This is a genomic window from Gemmatimonadota bacterium (assembly GCA_009841265.1).
Lineage (GTDB): Bacteria > JAAXHH01 > JAAXHH01 > JAAXHH01 > JAAXHH01 > JAAXHH01.
On sequence record VXMB01000009.1, the window covers coordinates 324050 to 342828 of the forward strand.

The following is an 18779-nucleotide window of genomic DNA, read 5'->3' on the forward strand; positions in this document are numbered from 1 at the left end:
GACAGGATAGAGATGCGGCCCCCGGGTGTCAAGGTGTTTTTGGTCCGGATTCCGCCTCCGGGAAGGGCGTCTACGTCGGTTTTTTGTTTGTCGATGAAGCCCCCCGTATTTATCTTATACACCTTCGATTTTCCGGGCCGATTCCACGGAGCAACGCGATGCCGACACCGCTGAATTCCGACACGGTCACCCATGGCATACGGGTCCAGGTATACCCGGGCTATCTGCCCGATCATTCCGATCCCGGCCAGAGCCAGTACGTGTTCGCCTATCGTATCGTCATCACCAACGACAGCGAGCGGTGGGTGAAGCTGATCAACCGTCACTGGGTCATCATCAACGCCGACGGCAAGCGTAGCGAAGTCAGGGGACCGGGCGTCGTGGGGTTGCAGCCCGAACTCGAGCCCGGAGAAAACCACGAATACCAGAGCCTTTGCCCCCTGGACACGGAGTGGGGCACCATGGAAGGCGAATACGAAATGCAGGACGCGGACGGCCGTCACTTCGAAGTGGAGATCGGCCGGTTCTATCTTGCGATATCTTCGGACGAAAAGGTGGAGTCATGGCAAAAAAACTGACCGCGCAGGCGGAAGATTTCTCGGCCTGGTACAATGAAGTGATCGCGAAAGCCGAACTGGCCGACAACGCGCCGACCCGCGGCTGCATGGTCATCCGGCCATACGGTTTCGCGCTTTGGGAGAACATGGTGGCGGTGCTGGACCGGATGTTCAAGGATACCGGTCACGTAAATGCCTATTTCCCGTTGTTGATCCCCGACAGCTTCTTCCAGAAAGAAGCGGAGCACGTGGAGGGATTCTCGCCCGAATGCGCCGTGGTTACGCACGGTGGGGGAAAGAAGCTCGAAGAAAGCCTCATGGTCCGCCCGACCTCCGAGACCATCATTGCGGACATGTACGCCAGGTGGATCCAGTCCTATCGCGACCTGCCGCTGCTGATCAACCAGTGGGCCAACGTCTTCCGGTGGGAACTGCGGCCGAGGGCCTTCCTGCGGACGACGGAATTCCTCTGGCAGGAAGGCCACACGGCCCACGCCTCGGCGGCGGAGGCCGAGGAGGAGACCCTGCGCATCCTGGACATCTACCGCACCTTCGCGGAAGACTACATGGCGATTCCGGTGCTGTACGGTCCGAAAACCGACGCCGAGAAGTTCCCCGGCGCGCTTCAGACCTACGCCATCGAGGGCATGATGAAGGACGGCAAGGCCCTGCAGATGGGCACTTCGCACGACCTGGGGCAGAACTTCTCCCGGGCCTTCAACATCGATTTCCAGACGCGGGACGGGTCGCGCGAACACGTCTACCAGACGAGTTGGGGCATGAGCACCCGGACCGTCGGCGCCATCATCATGGCCCATGGCGACGACAGGGGGCTGGTACTGCCTCCCCGCCTGGCGCCTCACCAGGTCGTCGTCATTCCCATCGCGAAGTCCGACGAGGAACAGTCCGTCGTGCGGGAAGCCGTCGACAAGCTGGTTGCGTCGCTGGAAGGCGTGCGGGTGAAGGTCGACGACCGCGAGCAGTTCGGCCTGGGCTGGAAGTTCACCGAGTGGGAAACGAAGGGCGTGCCGCTGCGTGTGGAACTTGGCCCGCGGGACATCGCGTCCGGCCAGGCGGTGGTCGTGCGCAGGGATACGGGGGAGAAGGACTTCGTTTCCCTCGAGTCCCTGGGCAAGCGGATCGGGGATCTGCTGGAGACCGTGCAGCGGGATATGTTCCAGCGCGCCTTGGATTTCCGCGAAGCCCGTTCCCGGGAGATCCGGGACCGGGAAGCCTTCATGTCGGCCGCGAACGGCGACGGGGGGTTCATCCACGCGCACTGGTGCGGCGATCCGGCGTGTGAGGCCGCGGTCAAAGACGAAACCCGGAACACGATCCGGTGCGTCCCCATGGACTGGCAGGCCGATCCGGGCGCTTGCGCGTATTGCGGGGGGACATCGGAACGAAAGGTCGTCTACGCCCAGGCCTACTGATCCCCGTACATCCCCAGCACTTCCATTGCCGCGTTGCGCCCGTTGACGGCGATCACGCTGCCGCCCGGATGGGTGCATGCCCCGCACAGGTAGACCCCGGGCATGGGCGTCCGAGGTTCGAGCCGCTTGTCCCACATGAAGGCCGGCAGGATCTCGCCCTGGAAGATATGGCCGCCGGTCAGTCCCACCTTCATCTCGATATCCGGCGGACCCATGACGTCCATGTGCAGGACGGCATCGGGTATGTTGCTGCAGAAGCGGCCGAGTGATGCCAGGGCCAGCCTCCCCACCTCCTCCCTCCGGGAATCCCAGTCGCCCTCGGCGAAGGCGTAGGGGACGAACTGGGCGAAGATGCTCATGGTATGACGGCCCGCCGGCGCCACGCTCGGGTCGTGGGCGGTGTGGAAGTAGAGTTCCTCCCAGAGGCGCGGGGGCAACCGGCCGTCTCCGGCCATGGCGTGGTATTCGTGCCATTGCCGTGCGGTAAGCGGGAGGTTGACCTGGCCCCGGTGGTGGTCCTCGTCCGTTCCCGGCCGGCTGGTGAAATCCGGCAATTCGGCGAGGGCCATGTTGATCTTGACGGTCGCGCCGGTCTGGGGAACCGATTCCACGCGGTCCTTCCACGTCCCGTCGGCCGCGTCGCCGAGGAGTCGCAGCGTGACCCGGGGATCGGCGTTCGATACGACCGCCTTCGACCGTACGCGCTCGCCCCCCTCAAGTTCCACGCCCTCTCCGGGCAGGATGCGGGCGACGGGCACGCCCGCGGCCACCACGGCGCCGGAGTCGCGTGCAATGTCGCACAGTATGAAGGACACCACGCCCATTCCGCCCCGCACGTACCCCCACATGCCGGGCATGCCGGCCATGGTTCCCGTGGAGTGGAAAACGTGCACGGAGGCGGTCCCGGGCTCGTAGGGGCTGGCGTTCGTCCCGATCACACCCTGGCCGGTCAGGGCCATGCGCAGCCGCTCGTCTTCGAGGTACCGCTCGACGTATTCGACCATGGACCATTCGAAGAGCAGTCCGATGGCCTCCCGGTCGCCCTTGAGGCGTTCTTCGATCTGTTCCCGGGTCGGCGCCCGCCCGATCCAGATGTCGTCCTTTCCAGGCGGACGCAGGGCTTCCCGTATGCGCCGCATGGGCGCGTACATGGCCTCGAAGCCCCTCACGTCCCGGGGCGACAGGCGGCGGATCTCCTCCCGGCAGCGGTCGTCATCCTCCCACAACTGTACGCTCGATCCATCCTCGAAGGGTACGAACATGCCCGCTTCCGCCGGCGTCCATCGATAGCCGTAGCGTGCAAAATCCAATTCCTCGATCACCAGGGGATGGAGCAGGCCGGCGAGGTAGGCGCAGGGCGACACTCGGTATCCCGGCCAGGTCTCTTCGAGCGTGCAGGCGCCGCCCACGCGTTCCCTGGCTTCCAGGACCAGCACCCGCTTCCCGGCACGGGCGAGGTAGGCCGCGCAGGCCAGGCCATTGTGGCCGGCGCCCACGACGACCGCGTCCCAGTCGCGTCCCGCGAGCGAGGACACGGGTTCGGGCAGGCCGATAAGGCCCAGTGCGTCGCGGCAGGACCTGCCCGGCGCTGAAGCCGCCACGGATGGTGACGACGCGGACGAAGATGTCGCGGGCAAAGATGCCTCCGATCTGGCGGTACGTGTACGCATGCCGGTCATCCGCCGGCGTCCATCCTAAATCAGGTTCGGCAACAACGGGTGGTCCCGGTTTTCCAGCGGCAGGGCGATGCGGCTTTCCGCCAGGTGGGCGGCAAAGACGCCGTGGATCATCTCCAGTGCCCAGCGCCCGTCGTATCCGCTGTTCACCGGTCTGCGTCCGTCCCGCCTCGCCTCGAACACGTCGCGGACGATGGCGGCGTTGGCCGCCGCCTGAAGCGCGCTCATTGAAGGCTGCTCGGAAGGCTCAAGTTCCAGCGCTTCCGCGGTAACGTCGCGAACCGACGCGTCGTCGTCCGGATGCCAGACCGGGGATTCGTGGATCCTGATCTGCTGGGAACCTTCATGTACGGTCATGATGCCCTCCGAACCGTACACCCACATCCCGTACCTCCGGGGGTGAGGGGCCTGGTTGCGGCGCGTTTCGAAAGTGGCCGTCACGCCGTGACCGAAACCGTACATCGCGTGGATGGCGTCGCCCGCGATGAGACCCAGTTCTTCCGGACCCTCCACGGCGTCTTCCAGGGTCGCGGGCCGGCCGCCGGCCATGGTCACCGACGCCTGTACCCAGGCGGGGTTTCTGCCGAGGAGGAACCGTAGCATGTCGAAAAGGTGGGTGCCCAGCACCATAAGGTCCTCGCCGCCTCCGCGATGATCCTCCTTGCCGTTCATGCCGACGTGCAGAATATCCCCGATAGCGCCGTCGACGATCAGTTGACGGGCGTGCCACGCGGCCGTGTGCATGCGGCCCTGGTGGGCGATGCCCATCATCACCCCGGCCTTCTCGCAGGCTTCGATCATGGCGTCGGCCTCGGACAGCGTTCGGGCCATGGGCTTCTCGAGGAAGATGCACGCGCCCGCTTCCGCGACGGCCAGGGTCATTGCGGCGTGCTGGTCGAGCCAGCGGGGACAGATGCTGACGATATCGAACCACTCGTTGCGCAGCATCTCCCGGTAATCCGTATACAGGTTCCGCACGCCGAGCCGCCGGCCCGCTTCCCGCAGACCGTCCGGATCGTCGTCGGCCACGGCGATGATGTCCACGTCATCCATTTCGAGGTACACCGTGTCCAGGCCATGGCCGTAGTTGCCACGGCCGGTGCGTCCGATGACCCCCGCCCTGTATCGTCGGTCCATTCGATGCTCCTGCGGTATCAGCGCTCTTCCGGAAGCCTCTCCCGGTGGATCGCTCACGGAGCCGGCATCAACCAGCCCGCGATATTCAGGATCAGCAGCAACCCCAGTATGGCATAGTCACGCCAGACGAAGGGGAAAGCAAGGTACTCCGTTCTCCTGCCCCGCATGCCGAAACCCTTGGATTCCAGGGCCATGGAAAGCAGGTCGGTGTCCCTGATCGCGTACACGAATATGGGCACCAGCAGCGGCACGTACTTGTGGGCCCGCTGAAATACGTTCCCGCTCTTGAGATCGAGGCCCCGTGCCTGCTGGGCCTGGACGACCGTGCCGATACGCGTAAAAAACAGGGGAACGAGCCGAAAGGCAAGAGAGAGCGCGAAACTGACGGCGAAGGGCAGCCCGATGGCCCGGAGCCCATAGGCGAATTCCTCCACTTTCGTACAGGAAACGAAGACCATGCCGGAAACGAGCATCGCCTCGAGCCTGAATCCCATGGCGAACCCGAACCGTATGGACTCCGTCGAGAGCGTGAACAGTCCAAAGGACCAGAACGGATCGCCGACGCGTCTGAACAGCGACCAGGACACGACGCTGAACACGAGCACGGTAATCATGAGTGGCAGGATCCGGCGGAGGTTTCTGAACGCGCCGGCCGAACGGGCTAGCAACAGGACACCCGACAGGATGACCAGCTGGTACCAGGGCGACTGGAAGGCCACCGTGAGGATCAGCAACAGGGCCAGTCCCACGGTCTTCGTCGAGGGATGGAGCCGATGCAACAGGGAATCAGTGGGTATGTAGAGCACCATGGGCGGTCCGGTCCGCAGGCCTTGGGGCTGTACGGCCGGGAACTATTCCTCCACACGTTCCAGGCAGTCGGCAATCTCTTTGACGGAACGTGCCACGAGTCCGAATTCATAACCGAGACGGACGGCCTCGGGCGCTTCCAGGTACAGCGATTCCAGCAATTCGGGATTGCTGAAACACGTCCGCACGTCTCCGTCCTGGACGACGCGTCCGCCCGACATGATGACGCAACGGTCGGCGTATTCGGCGACGACCCACATGGAATGGGTAATCATGACCACGGTACGGCCGGATTCGTTGAGCCGCCGGACCAGGTTCAGTATGGCGACCTGGCCGTGGTAGTCCAGCCCGGTGGTCGGTTCATCCAAAACGAGGATCTCGGGGTCCGTGGCCAGCACCGACGCCACGGCAAGTTGCTGCCTTTCTCCCCGGGTCAGATTGAAGGGGTCCTCGAGATCCCGGCCGGACAGGTCGGTTTCGGCCAGTGCCGCGTCCACTTTCTCCCCGATTTTATCTTCGGAGAACCCGTAGTTCCGGGCGCCGAAGGCGACTTCGTCCCGCACGGTATTGGCGAAGATCTGATGGTCCGGATTCTGGAATACGTAACCGACGCGACGTCCCAGTTCGGGCAGGGTCCAGTCGGTGGTCGACTTGCCCAGGACCCGGACCTCGCCCTCCGTCGGGGCGTGCAGTCCGTTGAGATGCTTGGCGAGCGTGGTCTTGCCGCAGCCGTTCTGTCCCACCAGCGCGACGAATTCACCGGCCGCGATGTCCAGGCTGACCCCGTCCACGGCCGGCGGTGTTTCGCCGTATCTGAAGACCAGGTTTTCGATGTGCACGACAGACTGGCGCGGCTCACCCGGTGGCTCACCCGATGGTTCACCCGGTGATTCATGCGGCCGTTCGCTCCGGCGCGCGCCTTCCAGGCTTTCCCGGGCAGACTCCCTGACGCGCCATCCGGCCGAACGGATTCGGGCAGCCGCGTCCTGTATGGTCAGCGCATCCGTCTCCAGTCCCAGTTGGGACAGCAGCACGGTGGTCTGAAGCGGCCTGACGCCATGCCGTATCACATTCCGGGGATCGGCCAGGATCTCGCCGGGCGGCCCCTCCTGGACGATACGCCCCTCGTGCATCAACAGGATCCGGTCCGCGCTCAGGACGTGTTCGGTCTCGTGCTCCACCAGGATGATGCCCTCGATCTCGTTACGCAGGACCTGGGCGAGCTTGAAGATGGCTCGTTTTCCGACGGGATCCAGGTCGGTCGTCGGTTCGTCCATGACCACCACCGAGGGACTGCCCGCCAGCACCGAGGCGATGGCCAGCCGCTGCTTCTCGCCCCCCGACAGGCTGGCGGGGTCCCGCTGTTCGAAGCCCGACAGCCCGACCCGGTTCAGCGCCTGGTCGACGCGGCTTTTCATCTGATCGCGGTCCACGGCGAAGTTCTCGAGGGCGAAAGCCGTCTCGAGTTCCACGTTGGTGGAGAACAACTGCGCCTCGAAGTCCTGGAAGACCAGGCCGACGATTCGTGCCAGTTCGTAGACCTGCGGCCGTTCGGATTCCCGGTGGCCGGCTACCTGCAGGCTTCCGTCGAGCCTGCCCTTTGTAAAGGAGGGTATCAGCCCGTTCAGGCAGCGGCACAGGGTGGATTTGCCGGCGCCGGTCTCGCCGACGATTACCGTGAATTCACCGCGGGGATGATGGTAGTTGATCTGATCGAGCGCGGGCTTAGGGGCGTCGCGGTAGGTGAACGCGAGGTCGCTGAGCGTGAGGATCGGCTGGTTCAAGAGACTTGATTCATGGAGGGATTGCACCCTAATTTACAATGGATGAAGAACGCGAACAGGTTAGTGGTTAATCCTCCGTTTGTCAATTTTGGTTTATCCATCAATCGCATCTGCACAAAGGAAAAACGTTCAATTAGTTAATGTATAAGGTTGCCGTGCTCGTAAAGATGGATATGAATCTGGCCTCTTTTGAATATTCACAGTATAGTAAGTATACATTCCTAATAGTTTGTGTTAGACTATTTCAATAGTCAAAGACCGGATTCGCAAGTAATGTGTTAAGTACATTCGATCACGGTCCCGATCATGGAATCGATATGGTACGCTGCTCCATACTTGCCTCCATCTTGCTCCTCTCGGCCTGTTCCCTGGCGCCGAACCGGAACCTTCAGGTACTCGAATCGGTACCGGAAACGCCCGGCGCGTTTGCCGCCGGCGTAGCGGATTCCGGTGCATACCGGCCCCTGGCATGGTGGAAGTCATTTGAAGATCCGGTCCTCGACCGGGTCATCGAGGAGGTGCTCTCTTCGAATTTCGACCTGGCCGGAGCGGTCGCCCGGGTACAGCAGGCCCGGAGCCGGGCGGGTGTCGCCCGGGCTGCGGCGTTTCCCCTGCTTCAGCCTTCGTTAAGCGTGAACGACTTCGACGGTCCGACGAACGCTGGCATCGGAGCGCAACTGGAGGAGGTCGGGCTGGACCCGGAATCCCTGAGCGCGGCGGGCGTGGAGATCCCCGACCGTCTGGGACTCACCACCTATACCCTGAGTATGGACTTCGCCTACGAACTCGATTTCTGGGGCCGCAACCGCAACGATAAGCGATCCGCCGAGGCCGAGCTGGCGGCCACGGAGGCGGACTATCTCAGCGCACGCATGGGGGTGCTGGCCGAGACCGTCCGCACCTATCTGGAGATTTCGAGTCTGCGCCGGCAACAGGCGCTGTCCGGCGAGATCGTGGCCGTCCTGCAACAACAGGAATCGCTTGCCGAGTCCCGGTACGAGCGGGGACTGGTCGAATTGGAGGACCTCCACGCGGCGCGGCGCAGCCTGCGCGAAGCCCAGGCTGAATTGCCGCAGATCGAAGCGTTGCGTGCGGACGCCGAGGGACGGCTTTGGATTCTCATGGGCGGCTTCCGGACCGACCTGGCGCATACGCTGTCCGATTCCGCCGGTCCTTCACCGTCACTCGATCCCGTTCCCGCGGGCATCCCGGCCGATCTCATGGTCCAGCGGCCCGATGTGCTCGCGGCATTGCAGCGTGTGGAGGCGGCGCGGTTTTCGGTAGGTGCGCGACGCGCCGACCTGCTGCCGAGGTTGTCTCTGCAGGGCGCGATCGGCCTGCAAAGCACCGATTCGAGCGAATGGTTCGACCCCGATCAGTGGTTCCGAAACCTCACCGCGAACCTGCTGGGTCCTGTATTCCAGGGCTCGCGGATTCGGAACAATATAGCGATCGCGGAGGCACGACTGAACGAGGCCGCGGCCGCCTATGGCCGCTCCGTGGTCACCGCGGTAAACGAAGTCGAATCGGCCCTGGTGGGACTCGATGCCAGCCACCGCAGACACGCGCTGCTGGCCGCCATCTCCGATGAAACCCGATCCGAATCGGCGCTTCAAGAGCAAAGATACGTATCAGGCGTGGGCGCATACGAAGCGTTCCTGGCGGCGGAACAGACCCGTTTGGCGGCACAGTCGGTACTGGCGGCATCGGCGCGGGACCTGGGTTACGCCAGACTCGCTCTCCATCGCGCACTGGGCGGCACCTGGACCGCCACCGACCGTGAGCGTCTCATGCTGCGGCAGCCCCAGCCGGACGGTCGTCTCTCTGCCCGTCCTCCAATGGAGTGAATAAGCCATGTCGCGTTTAACCAGTTTTCTCGTTGCCGGCGGCATACTCGGAGTTTCCGTGGCATTGGCCGCCCTGTTGGTTTCGCTGGCCCCGCAACCGACGCGCACGGAACAGCCGCCCCAGGTACCCTTTGTTCAGACGGGCCTGGTCACCGCGGGATCCGGACCCGTTCCGGTGTTCGGTTCCGGCACGGTAAGGCCGAGTGCGGAGATCGATGTCGTTTCGCAGGTAGGCGGCAGAATCGCGTGGGTCGACCCGGGCTTCCTGAGTGGCGGCCGGATCGCGGCGGGGGATACGCTCTTCCGCATCGAGGAGGTCGACTACCGGTATCGGGTGCGGGAAGCGGAGGCCAGTCTCGCGGCCAGTCAACTGGCGTTGCTGCGGGAGGAGGAACAGGCGTCGATCGCCCGTGCACAGCACGATCTCTACACCGCGCGCAAAGGGAATGCGTCTTCGGACGACAACGCAAATCCACTCGCGTTGAGGGATCCGCAGCTGAAGGCGGCCCGGGCTGCACTGCATCGGGATGAAGCCCGACTCGCCGAGGCCAATCTCGCTCTGTCCAGAACCCACATTACCGCGCCCTTCGACGGTTTCGTCCAGGAAGAATCCGTGGATGTGGGACAGATCGTTGCCGCCGGCCAGCCGGTCGCAAGCGTTTTCGCCGCCGATGCCGTGGAAGTCGTCGCGCCGCTATCCGATTCCGATGCTGCGTTAATACCTGGGTTGTGGTCGCTTTCGGCGGGCGACGGGAACCGGAGCGTCGGTGCGCGCGTGGTCGCCCGTTTCGGTGAAGGATCCTATGCCTGGACAGGTTACGTGGACCGAAGCGAGCCCTACCTTGACCGGCAAACGCGCACCATCGACGTGATCGTACGCGTACCGGATCCGTTTCGGTCGGGGCAGCCCATGGACGACACGGCTGGTCCTGGCGGCAGTCCCCCCCTGCTGGTTGGCAAGTACGTCGAGGTGGAAATCAACGGTCTTGAGCGGGATGATTACTTCCTGGTTCCCCGAGCGGCGCTGCAATCAGGCAACGAGGTCTGGATCGTGCGCGACGGCGGCGCGGTGCATATCGTTCCGGTGCAGGTACTGCAGCGTACCGGCGATAGAGCCTATGTGACGGGTGACCTCGAAGACGGCCAGGCCGCCGTCACCAGCGGGATCCGGTTTACGACAGAAGGCATGCGCGTCCAGACGGAGACCGGCCAGACCCCATGACCATGGACAACGGCAATCATAAAGAAACTTCCGGCCCGATCGCCTACATGGCGGGCAACAGCGTGGCTGCCAATCTGTTGATGTGGGCTATCGTAGCCGCCGGGTTGGTTTCGCTGACCGGCATCGACCGGGAAGCGTGGCCCACCACGCCCTTCTACCACATTGAAGTGTCGATGGCCTATCCCGGTGCCACGCCGGAGGAGATCGAGGAGTCGATCGTCGTCAAGATCGAGGATCAGGTCAGCGGACTGGATGACGTGAAGGCGGTCAAGTCCGTGGCGGCCCCCGGTATCGCGTCTGTGCGGGTTCAAATGGATTCCGGTACGGACATGGCGCAGGCGTTGAACGATATCGAGTCCGCGGTCAATCGCATTCAGTCTTTCCCGGCCGGCGCCGATCGTCCCGGTTTCCGGGAGATGGACAACCGCATGAGCCTGATGCGGTTCATCGTCTTCGGCGACGTGTCCGAACGCTCGCTGAAGGAATTGGCATATCAGATCGAGGATGAGCTCGCTGCGCTTCCGTCCGTGTCCCAGGTCGACGTCAGCGGCGTTCGGAAATACGAAATCTCCATCGAGGTACCGCTCCATCGGCTGAGGGCCCTTGGACTGACACTCACCGACATCGCCGATACCATCCGTCGAAGTTCGTTGAACCTGTCTGCCGGCAGTATCGATACCCGGGAATCCCAGGTGCGGATCCGGACCCTCGGCCAGAGCTACGACCAGCAGGATTTCGAAGATATCGTCCTGCTCAGCCGGCGTGACGGAACGGTCGTTCGACTCGGGGACATTGCCTCGGTCCGCGACGGTTTTCAGGAATCCGACCTGATCGTCCGGCATCAGAATCATCCCGCTGTATTCGTCGAGGTATACCGGGCCGATGGCGAACAGGTAATGGACGTCGCGACGAACGTCCGGGAACATCTGGATAACGAAGTGATCCCGGCACTGCCGGACGGCGTGGCCGTCACCATGTGGAATGACGAATCCCAGGTCTATGAGGAACGCGCCGATCTCCTGATCAAGAATGGAATCCTGGGGCTGTTGCTGGTGTTGATCGCGCTCAGCCTGTTTCTCCAGATCCGGCTTGCGGTATGGGTCGCCGTCGGCCTCGCCGTTTCGGGTATCGGCGCGCTGGCCGTCATGAATGCGCTCGACGTGTCGATCAACGAAATCAGCCTTTTTTCCTTCGTACTCGCCATAGGGATCGTCGTCGACGACGCCATCGTCGTAGCCGAGCACGTTCAATACGAACGCAGCAGGGGAACGTCCGGCGTTGCAGCCGCGATCCGTGGTGTCCGACGGATAAAGGTGCCGTTGACCTTTGCGGTGCTAACTTCGGTGGTCGCTTTCGTCCCACTGCTGTTCATCCCCGGCGGCATCGGTGACGTGTGGCGGGCACTGCCGGTCATCATCATCGCCATGCTATTGGTCTCCCTGGTCGAATCACTGCTGGTATTACCCAATCACCTGTCCCATTTAAAAGGTCCTGAATGGGTGCCGGTAAATCCATTCGAACGTTTCTTCGCCCGGATCCAGGGTCGGGTGAACGAGCTGTTGAACCGGTTCGTGCAGGGTCCGTTGGACCGCGCGCTGCGATTTGCGACGGATCAGCCCGCGATCACGATGGGGGGAGCCGTGGGCATGCTCGTGCTTAGTATCTCGCTGTTGCCTGCGGGAATCGTACCTACCACGCTGGCCGCCGACATCGAGGGGGATTTCGCGACGGTCGTCCTGGAGATGCCCGATGGGACGACCGCCCCGAGGACATATGAGGTGGCACGAGAACTGGAGGCCGCGGGTTATCGGGTCATGGAACGGCTTTCGAGTGGCCGGCCCGAGGATGCGCCACCGCTGCTGAGCGGCGTGACGGTGACCGTCGGTATGGGATCGAGACTCGAGGGCGGGCTTAATCCGGCCCCCACCCTCAATCCCCAAGCCAACATCGCTACCATCGAGTTCAAACTCCTGAGTGCGCAGCAAAGGCAAATCTCATCCGGAGAGGTCGTGCAGGCATGGCGGGAAGAGGTGGGCGTGCTTCCCTACGTCCGCGGCCTCACCTTCAGTGGCGCGGTCTTTGACCTGGGCAACCCGGTCGAGGCCGTACTGTCCCATCCGGACCCGGAGCTGCTCGCCCGGATTGCGAACGGGGTGGTCGACGGTCTCCGAGAAGTGGCGGGCGTCCACGACATCCGGTCGGATCACACCCCGGGCATTCCGGAAATGCAGCTTGAACTACGGCCGGAAGCGCGTACCCTGGGTCTGACGCTGGAAGCGTTGGCCGGACAGACGCGCGCGGCGTTTTTCGGCGCGGATGCCGTCCGGGTCCAGCGCGGCCGGGAAGAGGTCCGGGTCTACGTGCGCCTGCCCGCCGATGAGCGGAGTTCCATCACCGATATAGAAAGGTACCTGGTCCGCACGCCGGGCGGGGCCGAGGTCCCGGTCGTCAGCGTGGCGTCGCTGAACCCGGGCGTTTCGCCACCGGCCATTCGACGGAAGGACGGCCAGCGTGTCGTCACGGTCTCCGCGGACGTGGACGCCGCGGTGATCTCCGGCGACCAGGCCAACAGCATCCTGGAGGATTCGATCCTTGCGTCATTGACCGCCGTGTACCCGGATCTGACCTACACGTTCGGAGGTGAACAACAACAGCAGCTCGATTCCCTGGATGCGTTGTACCGCGGGTTCGCGATCGCGCTGATCATGATTTTCGCACTGCTCGCGATCCCCTTGCGATCCTATACCAAACCGTTCATCATCATGGCGGTTATCCCCTTCGGATTCATCGGAGTGATCCTGGGCCACTGGGTCCTTGGCGTAGCCCTGAGCGCCGTGTCCTTTTTGGGTATCTTCGGCCTGAGCGGCGTGGTCGTGAACGATTCCCTCGTCATGATAGATTTCATCGATCAGAAACGCAGGGAGGGCAACCCGGTGCGGACTGCGATCATAGAGGGCGCAAAGGGCCGTTTTCGTCCGATTATGCTCACTTCCCTGACGACGTTTCTGGGTTTTACGCCGCTGATTCTGGAAACCGCCATTCAAGCGCAGTTCCTGATTCCTTTTGCCGCATCGCTTGGTTGCGGTATACTCTTTGTTACGGTTATAATCATGATGGTCGTTCCCGCGCTTTCCACCATTCATCTGCGTATGATGAAGGGAGGGCAAATCTGATGACTGAAACCAATAAGGGCACGAAGCCCCAACCGCTTACGTTGACTCAGGAACTCATCCTGATGCTGCTCAACGAGGAGACCGGCTACTTCCACCAGGTGCCCGGTTGGCATTTGCACTGCGCCGTGGTCGGTGCCGTGCTTGCGGAGCTTTCACTCAGGTCCCGCATCGACACGGATGTGGAGTCCCTGTTCCTCCTCGACCCGACGCCCACGGGCAATTCCACCATCGATTTCATACTCGAGGAAATCGCGAGCGAGCCCAATCAGCAGAATACGCAATACTGGATCGAACGGCTGGCTCCCCGTGCGGAGACGATCATCGATTCGGTGCTGGATCGCCTGGTAGAAATGAAAGTCCTGGAACACCACGACGGCGAGTTCTGGACGCTGGCCCGAGTCGACTGGAAGATGGGATTGTACGAAGAGGACGAAAAGGGTACGGCGAATCAGTTCATCAGAACGCGGATCAGCCGGGCGATCTTCATGAACGAGATACCCGACCCGAGAGACGTCATCGTCATATGCCTGGTCAATACCTGCGACGTTTTTCGATTCATGTTCCAACTCGACGAAGAGTCGGAGCAGCGCATTGAGTTCATCTGCAAGATGGACGAAATCGGCCGGTCAATCGCCGAAGCAGTCTCACACAAAATGGCCAGCCCGACGCTTCGCCGGGCCGCTTTTACGAGAAAGATCCCGACGGTTTCGCTTCGTAAACTGCTGCGAAACCCGCACGTACGAGACGGCAACCTCAACGCGCTATTTGCGAGCCTGGCGGAGGAGTACGGACCGGTGTTCAAGATCTGTCCTCCATTCGCCAAGGCCATGGTCTTTATGGCCGGACTCGAGGTAAACCGCTGGGTGCACAAGCACGGACGCATGTACCTGAGAGCCAGGGATTACTTCAGCGAATTCGAGAAGGTCTACGGTGCATCCGGCCTCTTGCCCTCTCTGGACGGCGCCGATCACTTCCGGCTTCGCAAGTCCTTGTCGCCGGCGTATTCTCGCGGAAGACTGGGAGGGCAGTTGAACCAGCTCTACCAACATGCACGACGTCACATGGCAAGCTGGAACGTCGGAGACGCCTATACCGCTTCGACCATGTGCCGCCGGATGATCAACTCACAACTCTCGCCCCTGTTTATCGGCGTCGATTCCCAGGACGTCCTGGACGATCTGATGAAGTTCAAGGAACGGGCGCTCAGCGTGCACGTCGCCAGGATCCTGCCCAAATTCACACTGAACACCCCGGGCATGAAACGCCGGGCGAAAGCCCTGGATACGCTGATGGAACGAATCGAAGGCGTCCATACCCCTGCCCAACGGGCCGATAGCCCCCGGGACCTCGTGGACGAGTACCTCAGCCTGCACGCGAGCGACCCGCAGTTCCTCCCGGAATCCAACCTGCGGTTTTCCTTTTCCGCGGCGTTGATTGCAAGCGTGTACCTGGGCGATATGTACAGCCTTGTCGTATACGCCATGGTGTCGCAGCCCGCGCTCTACGAGAAAATCCGGGAAGAATCCGATGCCTTGTTCGGGAACGGCGATCCGGATGCCGAGACGTTCGCGCCACCCGCGATCGACGTTACGCACCGCTTCCTCATGGAGTGCATGCGCATGTACCCGATCGTGCCCATGTCTATTCGAAACGTGATGAACGTGTGTGTGTTCGAAGGGTACGAACTGCCCCTGGGAGAACGGCTCCATATCGCGCCGACCGCCACGCATTACATGAGCGACATCTTTCCCGATCCGTACAAATTCGACATCGACCGCTATCTTCCGCCGCGCCACGAACATCGCAGTCCCGGATACGCTCCGTACGGACTGGGCACGCACATGTGTCTCGGCACCCGTTGGATGGAACTGCAACTGGCTGTAAATCTGTTGTTGCTGGCGCATTACTTCAGGCTCGAAGTGTCGCCCGCGAACTTCAAGCTCAGGTTCAATCCGTTTCCCTCTTTGAAACCGAGCAAGAAGCTGAAGTTCGTCATCGCCGAACAGAGACACGAACTGCCTGTCTGAAGTCGTGGAGACGGATTCCAGGGGAGAGGTCACCGTATTGAAACTGGGTAAACTGTCCAGAGATCTGCGTGAGGCTTACCAGGGAACGGGCGTCAAGGGTCGAGTCCGGCACTTCGACGGCTGGACCGCGCGGGCGGCCCGGTCGGCCCGCGCGGCACAGGAAGCCGACGGCACAAGCGGGTATGACCATGCGGCAACGGTGAAAGAGTACTATAACCTTTGCAGCGGATTCATGGTGTGGGGCTGGAACGAATCCCTGCATTTCGTACCGCTCACACCCGATGAGAGCCTGGAAGAATCCATAGTCCGTCATCAGCGGTTGATGATCTCGAAGCTGGACTTGAAGCCGGACATGACGGTAGTGGACGTTGGTTGTGGAATCGGCGGCCCCATGCGCCGCGTCGTCCGTGAAGCCGGTGTCAAGGTCGTCGGAATCAACATCAGTGAAGTCCAGCTGGAGAAGGCAAGAAAGTTGAACGCGGAGGCCGGAATCGCTCACATGGTCGATTATGAGGCATGCAGCTTTATGGATATGGGCGGCATCGAAGACGAGACGTTCGACCGGGGCTATGCTATCGAGTCGACCTGCCACGCACCGGACAAGGTACGCGCGTTCGAGGAGATATACCGCGTACTTAAACCGGGTGCGCTGTTCTGGGGCCAGGAAATGTGCCTGACTGACAAGTTCGATCCGGAAGACGCCGGACACCGTGTCATTGAGCAGGAACTCAGGCGTGGCATTGCGCTGAACGACATCGCGACGTTCGGCGAAGTGAATCGCGCACTGGAAGCGGCGGGGTTCCAAGTCATGGAAGGGATGGACCGAGACATCCAGGAAGGGCCGTCCACGCCCTGGTATAGTACCATGGATAGTCGTCGCGGAACGTTGGGGAATACGCTGCGCAGGCTTCCTTGGGGCCGTAAGGCCATCATCGCGGGATCGAAGATGGCCGAAATGCTGCGTCTGCTTCCGAAGGGTTCATCTGAAGTCGTCCGGCTCCTTGATCGCACTGCGGACGCCTATGTTTCGGGTGGCAAGACGGGTATCTTCACACCGCTGTACTGTTTCCTGGCTCGTAAACCTCTTTAGATCCGACTAAACAGAGATGTTAAGATGATGCTTGCGCGAATTGCACGTCTCGCGACGGTGGGGGCACTCGTGCTACTGGCGGTCGGCGCGAATGCCCAGTCGATCGACGACGCTCGGATTGCTTTCGAGGAAGGCCGCTTTCTCGAGGCGGCGGACCTGGCGGAAGCCCTCGGGACCTCCGTGGGCTACGCCCTGGCGGCGCAATCGCTCGCGGTGCACGGCCACTACGTTGCGACCGGTGATGATCGGAAGGGGTTCTTTGAACGTGCGATGAAACTCGGCGAGGAGGCGGTGCGCGCCGATTCGACCAATCAAGAAGCGTATTACCAGTCCGCGCACGCCGTTGGCCGGTATTCGCTGACGGTAGGCAGGTTTACGGCGCTTCGCCGGGGCCTGGCGGGCCGGGTCCGCGGACTGCTGGAGAGCGCGCTTGCCATCGATCCCGACTTCGCCGAGGCGCACATGGCCTTCGGGAGCTGGCATGCCGGTATCGCCCGAGCAGGGCGCGTGGCCCGGTTCCTGTACAAGGGAAACCGCGAGAGCGCCGTCTTCCATTACGAACGGGCGCTGGAACTCGCGCCGGACTTGATGATCGTCCTGCTGGAATACGCGCTCAATTTACCCGATCTCGATAGAGAGGGCGGCCGGGAACGGGCCGGGGAATTGCTGTCGAAGGCGGCCGGACTCCCGGCGCGGGACGCCTTCGAAGCGCTCATCCATCAGGACGTTCTCGAGGCCCTGGCGGAACACGAGAACGGCGGGTAGCTCATCGGGCAGCGGATGTCGCGCCGATCAGGCTGACGGCCGATCCGGATAAAATTGCCGGCAATAGCGCCGGTACAGGCCGATGGGGCCGTCGGCCTTGCACAACCGGGGCGGCGTGCGAAACTGTTTCCGTTCCCAGATCACCACGTCCTGCAGCACATCCCGTTTCTGCTGCGCCAGGAGGATCTGGTTCATCAGCCGCCGCCGCAGTTTCGACGGCAGGAATCCAAGACCGGAGACGAACCGGCGGGGCTTCCGGATCTCCCGCAGCTGGCTAACCAGCACGAGGTCGATGTACTTGCCGTCGACCGGGGTCGGCAGGACCCAGAGCCTGGCGTGCATGTCGATGGTCTTCTCATGGATTTCAACGAAAGAGTAGCCGAGTCCGTGGATGTGCGTGACGGCCGAGACCTCGTAGACAAGGTCCTTGACACCCAGAACCCTGCGGACACGCTTGAAGTCAAAACAACTCTTCAGGTAGGCGCCTTCCACCGTGACTGATCCGACCGGGTTCACGTTGTCGTAGCCATGCACGTAACGCAGGTGGCCGATGTCCACGGAGTTCTCCGCGGTTTCCTGGGGATGGCTGCGAAACCGGAGGGTCCGGAGACCGAGGTCGCCCCACTCGCTGCCGGTCGGTGGGTCGTCCGGCAGGAACCAGTGCGCGGACCGCCCGCCGAGTCCGTACCAGGCGAAGACCAGGCCGAGGATCTCCCGGGTCTCGTACACGGCCAGCCGGGCGGCTTTCGGCGCCGGGGCGTTAGGCGTCGCGACGCACTGCCCGGTCGTATCGAACTCGAACCCGTGGAACGGGCAGACCAGGCGGCCGTCGCATATCTTGCCGCCGACCTTCGGTCCCAGGTCGGAACCCAGGTGCGGACACACGGCTTCGGCCACGCAGACCCGGCCTTCCTCGTCGCACCACGCGACGATATCCTCGCCCATCCACTGCTTCTCGATCAGTTTTTCCCGCCGCAGCGTTTCGCGGGTCGTGACCAGGTACCAGCCTTCCGGGAACGGATGAAGCCCTTCCCTGGTTTGGCTGGCGGAAAGCCCGGTATCCGCGTCGGCCGCCGGCGTTGGGAACGTATCGGTTGTATACAAGGCCTATCCTCCAGTGTGCCACGTAAGTATTATAACTACAAGGCGTTAACGCGACAAGCAGGATTTGGATCGAGCCGCCGGCACGTGGACTGGATCAGGCGAAATCAGGACCGGCTACCCGTGGCCCTGCGAGCGCCGGAAGGGCTTTGGAAGCCGG

At 62.4% G+C, this 18779-nt stretch carries 13 protein-coding genes; 8 read left to right on the forward strand and 5 right to left on the reverse strand.

Annotation, left to right across the window (positions count from 1 at the left end):
• The first annotated feature begins 158 nt into the window (after window positions 1–158).
• Together apaG and F4X08_06345 are read left to right on the forward strand one after the other, a co-directional pair.
• Window positions 159–578 (forward strand): Co2+/Mg2+ efflux protein ApaG, encoded by a 420-nt coding sequence (gene apaG / locus F4X08_06340; GenBank protein ID MYD25412.1) that lies wholly within the window; start codon window positions 159–161, stop codon window positions 576–578.
• Window positions 563–1990, forward strand: coding sequence for a proline--tRNA ligase (locus F4X08_06345; GenBank protein ID MYD25413.1), 1428 nt, complete (start codon window positions 563–565; stop codon window positions 1988–1990). The genes apaG and F4X08_06345 overlap by 16 nt, the downstream gene beginning before the upstream one ends.
• Here F4X08_06345 and F4X08_06350 read toward each other — a convergent pair.
• Genes F4X08_06350 through F4X08_06365 form a run of 4 tightly spaced genes read right to left on the reverse strand, consistent with a single transcriptional unit; the run spans window position 1984 to window position 7394 of the window.
• Window positions 1984–3660 carry an NAD(P)/FAD-dependent oxidoreductase gene (locus F4X08_06350; protein MYD25414.1) on the reverse strand — a complete coding sequence of 559 codons (1677 nt, stop codon included), beginning with the start codon at window positions 3658–3660 and terminating at the stop codon, window positions 1984–1986. The genes F4X08_06345 and F4X08_06350 overlap by 7 nt on opposite strands.
• A gap of 24 nt (window positions 3661–3684) precedes the next feature.
• The gene (locus tag F4X08_06355) at window positions 3685–4803 is read right to left on the reverse strand and encodes a Gfo/Idh/MocA family oxidoreductase (GenBank protein ID MYD25415.1); all 1119 of its coding nucleotides are present in this window, start codon (window positions 4801–4803) and stop codon (window positions 3685–3687) included.
• Between the two features lie 53 nt (window positions 4804–4856).
• Entirely contained in the window at window positions 4857–5612 is a 756-nt protein-coding gene (locus F4X08_06360) for an energy-coupling factor transporter transmembrane protein EcfT (protein MYD25416.1), read from the reverse strand.
• 42 nt (window positions 5613–5654) lie between these two features.
• Complete coding sequence (locus F4X08_06365; protein ID MYD25417.1) at window positions 5655–7394, reverse strand: ABC transporter ATP-binding protein; 1740 nt, start codon at window positions 7392–7394, stop codon at window positions 5655–5657.
• A gap of 317 nt (window positions 7395–7711) precedes the next feature.
• Between F4X08_06365 and F4X08_06370 the strand changes: the two genes are divergently transcribed.
• The 6 genes from F4X08_06370 to F4X08_06395 are packed head-to-tail and all read left to right on the forward strand — an operon-like array spanning window position 7712 to window position 17518.
• The gene (locus tag F4X08_06370) at window positions 7712–9241 is read left to right on the forward strand and encodes an efflux transporter outer membrane subunit (GenBank protein MYD25418.1); all 1530 of its coding nucleotides are present in this window, start codon (window positions 7712–7714) and stop codon (window positions 9239–9241) included.
• A 7-nt stretch (window positions 9242–9248) separates the two neighbouring features.
• The gene (locus tag F4X08_06375) at window positions 9249–10463 is read left to right on the forward strand and encodes an efflux RND transporter periplasmic adaptor subunit (GenBank protein MYD25419.1); all 1215 of its coding nucleotides are present in this window, start codon (window positions 9249–9251) and stop codon (window positions 10461–10463) included.
• Window positions 10460–13636: an efflux RND transporter permease subunit gene (locus F4X08_06380; protein ID MYD25420.1), complete on the forward strand. Its 3177-nt coding sequence runs from the start codon at window positions 10460–10462 to the stop codon at window positions 13634–13636. The genes F4X08_06375 and F4X08_06380 overlap by 4 nt, the downstream gene beginning before the upstream one ends.
• Window positions 13636–15663, forward strand: coding sequence for a cytochrome P450 (locus F4X08_06385; GenBank protein ID MYD25421.1), 2028 nt, complete (start codon window positions 13636–13638; stop codon window positions 15661–15663). The genes F4X08_06380 and F4X08_06385 overlap by 1 nt, the downstream gene beginning before the upstream one ends.
• 37 nt (window positions 15664–15700) lie before the next feature.
• Window positions 15701–16753: a methyltransferase domain-containing protein gene (locus F4X08_06390; protein MYD25422.1), complete on the forward strand. Its 1053-nt coding sequence runs from the start codon at window positions 15701–15703 to the stop codon at window positions 16751–16753.
• A 24-nt stretch (window positions 16754–16777) separates the two neighbouring features.
• On the forward strand, window positions 16778–17518 hold the full coding sequence (locus F4X08_06395) for a hypothetical protein (protein ID MYD25423.1): 741 nt from the start codon (window positions 16778–16780) through the stop codon (window positions 17516–17518).
• A gap of 27 nt (window positions 17519–17545) precedes the next feature.
• Here F4X08_06395 and F4X08_06400 read toward each other — a convergent pair whose 3' ends face one another.
• A complete protein-coding gene (locus F4X08_06400) occupies window positions 17546–18622 on the reverse strand; it encodes a Rieske 2Fe-2S domain-containing protein (GenBank protein ID MYD25424.1) in 1077 nt (358 codons plus the stop codon).
• Between the last annotated feature and the right edge of the window lie 157 nt (window positions 18623–18779).